We start from the raw sequence: 4,163 nt of genomic DNA, 5'->3' as shown, positions 1-4,163 counted from the left end.
ATATTATTTCATAATTAATTATCGATAGGAAAGTTTAATCTTACATTTTAAAAAAATAGCTATTAATGGTTATTGTAATAACTATAATGCGCTTTATTTTTGTTGGTAAATAGATATTATGAAAAAAATAGTTTGTGTAGTCCTTGTGATGGCAGTCTTCTTCGGATGTAAAGAGAAGAGAGAGGAAGTGATAGAAGAAATTAACAATATTGAAAATACAGTGAATAGTAAATCTATTGAAGTATTAACAAGTGAATTATTACTTCCTCTAGAAATAGTTAAAGAAGGAAGTGAAGATGTCTTGACTAAATATGGTCTTGACTTTTCTGGAAACTGTTATGCTTGTGATGTAGCTAATTTACTGATAGACGGTGAAATGATTACATTGATGAATGCATGCGATATTCAAACACAACTATCATTTAAAATTCTAAGCATAGAGGAAAATGAAAATAAAATCATTGTAAAAACACCAATTAATGAGTTTATGTTTATTCGAATTAATGAATTACCATTATATGAACTACATTATAAAGGGGAACCCTTAGATCATGAATTATATAGATTAGGGAGTTTCTATACGATAAAAAGTAAGTTAGCTTCTTTTGAAGTTCATGATTGCGGTGATTTTGAAGGATAATAAATACATAAATAGAGATTAACTACATAGTTAATCTCTATTTTTTTTAAGGATAGAGTTTTGAGAAAAGAGGTTTACAAAGGATATTATCACCATAATGGGCAAAAGAGAAAATTAGAATTGATAATTGATTTTCAATCATTGACAGTCTACATAGATAATATGATTTTTATAGGAGAAGAGTTTTTTGATTTACAAGTAAGAAATAAAGAAGAAATAGATAATAGCTTTTTTAGTATCGATTCTTTCGGTTGTCTTTGTAATTGTAGTTTTCAATTTTAGACGCCATTAACTATAGTAAATAATAAAGGAGAAAATAGTCAAGTTATTTTGTTTGTTATTTATGAGTTGGGAATAGAACAGGAGAATAGAGCTCTGGATAAAGAATATATTCGACTAGAAGTAGATATAAATTGTAATTTTTATGCAGGAGCAGGAGAGTGTTTTGAAGAAGCTTTTGAAAATTTAAAGAAACAATTTAGAAAGGAGTATTATTTGAAGAATTGTTTTGGCTGTATGTTTGCGGATTACAGTGTCTATGGCAACAGTAGTTTTGGTACTCTATATTGTTTTAGGAATGCAAAAGATCAGTATTTAGAATGTGCGTCTAAAGATGATTATATAAAACTGTGGGATATTCATACTCCATTACGAGTACAAGAAATTGACCTATGTGCTCAATTTATAGTAAGGGGAGATAGCATTGGTTATCGATAGTTTCTCTCATTTATTAGTAATTAGGTAGTTAAATATTAATTTGTTAAATTTATTAACAAATTAAAGCAATGGAGGATTATTTGTTTTTTGTAATATGGGTGGCAAGTGGAATATTCCTTGTATGGGTATTACATGGAATATATCAGAATACTGCAGCTTCATATTTTAGAAAAAGAAAATCAGCAAAGAGTTATTTTGATAATGATATAAATACAAAGTATTCTTTATATAAAATCAAAAAATTCGCGCTGACTATTAGTTTAGACAATATCACTATAAAGCAACATCGTTATCGATACGATATTGAAGAGGATACTCTTGCCTTAGATTATATTAATCCACATTATAACGATGCTGATGACTTAATTAGACATTCCAGAAGAAAGTTTGGGTCTGATGCGTATTTTAAATACCAAAATCGCATTGATTATATTGAAAGCCTGACACTCAATGAAGTTTTAATACCTATAAAATTTGACAATAAAGACTTATTAGCTACTGTTATTTTAGAAATGGATAGAGATAATTTAGCTATTTATCTAGCATTAGAAAAAGAAGTTGAGGTGTATCTTACTAAGTATATTTATCATAAAGATGGTATGACAGATACAAAGTATGACTGCGATACTATAGAAGAGTACGAATGTAAATTTGATTTTAAATTTTTAAAAGAAGTTTTTGAGCAAAAGCCAATTTATTATAGTGCTTATATTAAGTAAGATTACCGATTTGCTTCTTCTTTTTTTTCTTGTAATAATAATTCCCCCCATGCATTCAATTGCCATAAAACATCTATTAGTTTTTCACCTAATGGGGTGAGTGTGTATTCTACTCTAGGAGGAAGTTCATTAAAACTGGGTTTATTTAATACGCCGTCTATCTCTAGTTCTTTTAGTTGTTGATTAAGTACTCTTCTATCGACTTTCATTATTCCTCTCAGCATTTCACTAGGTCGTTTTTTACCGTTATTTATTTGCCATACAATAGGGATTTTCCATTTTCCACTAATTGCATTTACAGCAAATTCTAATGGACATATTTTTTCTTCTATTGTTCTCTCCTTATTTTTCATAAAAGTGACTTTTAAATGACTATGGGCTAAAAAAGTGCGGTATTGTACAGACTATTTGGCTTTTTAATCTTTGCAAAAATAAGTAATATTATGAATGAAATTATAGAAGCTTTACAAGAGTTAAAGAAAGGATTACAACAACAGTTATCAGAAGATATATTATTGAAGTTCCAACAGTCGATAGATGATATAAGGAGATTAAACTTACAAGAACGTTTTTTAACTGTTCAAGATCTTTTTCCTCAGTCAAATTTGTATACCATTTTAGGGGATGAAATACAATTAAGGAAAGAATTTAAAGGTAAGAAGTTAATCATCTCATTTTTGCGTGGAAGTTGGTGCCCATTTTGTAACGTTGAGGTAAATCATCTCATCAAAAATTATGAGAAAATAAAAAGTAGAGATGCAGAAGTTGTATTGATAACTCCCCAAGGCTGGAAAAATAATAAAATATGGAGTGAAGTTACAGAAATGCCTTTTCCTATTTATCAGGATAAAGATAATAGTTTAGCAAAGGCTTTGGGCATATCTTTTGCTTTACAAGATTATGTGTTACCAATATATAAAACGCTAGGTATAGATCTTAAGGCAAGTAATGATAGCGATGAGAATGTTCTTCCTGTACCAGCGACTTATATTGTAGATGAAACTTTTAAGATTGTTTATCATCACTTTGATGTTGATTATATGAACAGGTTAAATATAGGTGATGTTTTAAAAAACATTTAGATATGGAAAAACGAAAAGGTGCTAGGTCAAAGAAAGATATATCTCCAGAGATAATGGTTCAATTAAACGAAGGTCTAATAGAGAGTGCAAACCTTACAGAGTGGTTAGCAATTGATCAGCGGTTGCTACTTATTAATGTAATGAAACAATTAGGTAGGACGCACTATGTAGCATTAGTTTTTAAATCGTTAGATGATTTGGAAAAGGTTACCGTAAATACTATAAATCAATGTATCGGTAAAACTTTATTTGACTCTAGTGTTTACTATGGTGACCAGGAATTGTTCTTTTTGTTAAAGAATCATACTAGCGATCTTGTAAGATGTTGGGCTACTTATTTTGTTGGTTATAATTCTACTATTTCATTTAAAGATAAATTGTCAATGATAAAGGAATTTGCAAGTGATGAGCATTTTGGGGTACGAGAGATCTGTTGGATGGCTGTACGCAAAGATATTTTTGAAAATTTAGAAGAAGCACTTGCTATTTTGTTGGATTGGACTAATGACGATGATGAGAACATAAGAAGGTTTGTTACTGAATCAACTCGACCTAGAGGAGTCTGGAGTAACCATATTGAGGTTTTGAAAAAAGATCCTTCACTTGGTTTACCCATATTGGAAGCTTTAAAAAATGATGAATCTAAATACGTATTAGACAGTGTTGCAAATTGGATTAATGACGCTAGTAAGAGCAACCCCGAATTTTGTATCGAATTATTAAATAAATGGAAGGACGAAACTCAAAATAAAAACCGACTTTATATCATAAAAAAAGCCTCAAGAAGCATTGAGAAAAAGAGCTAGATTTTTACTTTTTTTTCTTCGAAAAGGGTCGGATAAGAAGAAAAACAACTTTTCGCATTTTGCGATATTGTATAAATATGATTAATATCATATTTGGAGGTATCTTTTTAGTATAAAGGCTGTTAATAAAAAATGATTTTTTATAAGTCGTTAATTTTTGCTGATTTATTTGTTGTCATTATGTTGTTATACTACGTGT

The 4,163-nt window shown here is 29.4% G+C and carries 7 protein-coding genes; 6 read left to right on the top strand and 1 reads right to left on the bottom strand.

What is annotated here, in order from left to right; translation table 11 throughout:
- The first annotated feature begins 118 nt into the window (after positions 1 to 118).
- From RH98_RS14730 to RH98_RS14720, 4 genes are all read left to right on the top strand, one after another.
- A complete protein-coding gene (locus RH98_RS14730) occupies positions 119 to 640 on the top strand; it encodes a hypothetical protein (RefSeq protein WP_026038944.1) in 522 nt (173 codons plus the stop codon).
- Positions 641 to 700: 60 nt separating this feature from the next.
- Positions 701 to 922: a hypothetical protein gene (locus RH98_RS15690; protein WP_141629452.1), complete on the top strand. Its 222-nt coding sequence runs from the start codon at positions 701 to 703 to the stop codon at positions 920 to 922.
- A gap of 12 nt (positions 923 to 934) precedes the next feature.
- Positions 935 to 1,357, top strand: a complete 423-nt coding sequence (locus RH98_RS14725) for a DUF6304 family protein (RefSeq protein ID WP_262491733.1) — start codon at positions 935 to 937, stop codon at positions 1,355 to 1,357.
- A 68-nt stretch (positions 1,358 to 1,425) separates the two neighbouring features.
- Complete coding sequence (locus RH98_RS14720; protein ID WP_010257162.1) at positions 1,426 to 2,076, top strand: hypothetical protein; 651 nt, start codon at positions 1,426 to 1,428, stop codon at positions 2,074 to 2,076.
- Between the two features lie 2 nt (positions 2,077 to 2,078).
- On the opposite strand, the gene RH98_RS14715 is transcribed toward RH98_RS14720, so the two are convergent.
- A complete protein-coding gene (locus RH98_RS14715; protein ID WP_010257159.1) occupies positions 2,079 to 2,429 on the bottom strand; it encodes a winged helix-turn-helix transcriptional regulator in 351 nt (116 codons plus the stop codon).
- Positions 2,430 to 2,519: 90 nt separating this feature from the next.
- On the opposite strand from RH98_RS14715, the gene RH98_RS14710 reads away from it, so the two are divergent.
- A complete protein-coding gene (locus tag RH98_RS14710; RefSeq protein ID WP_010257156.1) occupies positions 2,520 to 3,158 on the top strand; it encodes a peroxiredoxin-like family protein in 639 nt (212 codons plus the stop codon).
- 2 nt (positions 3,159 to 3,160) lie between these two features.
- On the top strand, positions 3,161 to 3,964 hold the full coding sequence (locus RH98_RS14705; RefSeq protein ID WP_010257153.1) for a DNA alkylation repair protein: 804 nt from the start codon (positions 3,161 to 3,163) through the stop codon (positions 3,962 to 3,964).
- Positions 3,965 to 4,163 lie beyond the last annotated feature (199 nt).

Origin of the sequence: Myroides injenensis M09-0166 (assembly GCF_000246945.1) — a bacterium.
In the GTDB taxonomy this organism is placed as follows: domain Bacteria; phylum Bacteroidota; class Bacteroidia; order Flavobacteriales; family Flavobacteriaceae; genus Flavobacterium; species Flavobacterium injenense.
This window is presented reverse-complemented; position numbering and strand designations above follow the sequence as displayed.

Coding starts and splice junctions, on each gene's coding strand:
- RH98_RS14730 (WP_026038944.1), top strand. CDS start 119: ATGAAAAAAATAGTTTGTGTAGTCCTTGTGATGGCAGTCTTCTTCGGA.
- RH98_RS14715 (WP_010257159.1), bottom strand. CDS start 2,429: ATGAAAAATAAGGAGAGAACAATAGAAGAAAAAATATGTCCATTAGAA.
- RH98_RS14705 (WP_010257153.1), top strand. CDS start 3,161: ATGGAAAAACGAAAAGGTGCTAGGTCAAAGAAAGATATATCTCCAGAG.
- RH98_RS14720 (WP_010257162.1), top strand. CDS start 1,426: ATGGAGGATTATTTGTTTTTTGTAATATGGGTGGCAAGTGGAATATTC.
- RH98_RS14710 (WP_010257156.1), top strand. CDS start 2,520: ATGAATGAAATTATAGAAGCTTTACAAGAGTTAAAGAAAGGATTACAA.